The sequence below is a fragment of the Gilvimarinus gilvus genome, from assembly GCF_030518155.1.
Lineage (GTDB): Bacteria > Pseudomonadota > Gammaproteobacteria > Pseudomonadales > Cellvibrionaceae > Gilvimarinus > Gilvimarinus gilvus.
Map to the genome: position 1 here is coordinate 1 of NZ_JAULRU010000525.1, position 391 is coordinate 391.

Annotated in this window: 1 protein-coding gene; it reads left to right on the top strand. The window is 28.9% G+C overall.

The annotated features are described in order from the left end of the window. Nucleotides 1–46 precede the first annotated feature (46 nt). On the top strand, nt 47–391 hold a 345-nt coding region (locus QWI17_RS09910; RefSeq protein ID WP_302722350.1), incomplete at its 3' end, for a carboxypeptidase-like regulatory domain-containing protein.

The following is a 391-nucleotide window of genomic DNA, read 5'->3' on the forward strand; positions in this document are numbered from 1 at the left end:
TTACATTTGTCGAAATTATTTTTATCTAATCTAAATAAAATATAGAATGAAAATTAAATTAAAACTACTGTTACTTTTTCTGCTAACTTCTATTTGCACATTTGCGCAAAACTACGGAATCGTAGAAGGAAAAATTGTTTCATCTGATGGATATCCAGTTTCCGGAATTACAATCAAAATTGGGAAATCCACAAATACTACAATTACAGATGAAAATGGAGAATTTCGTTTCGAGAAATTTCCAGAGGGTCAACATTCTATAACTTTAGAAGGGGAAGGACTAAAAAAACAAACAAAATCTATTGAAGTTCACATAAATGAAGTAAGCGAAATTTCATTTACATTGAACGAAAACATTACTACACTTAGCGAAGTTGTCATTAAAATAGTT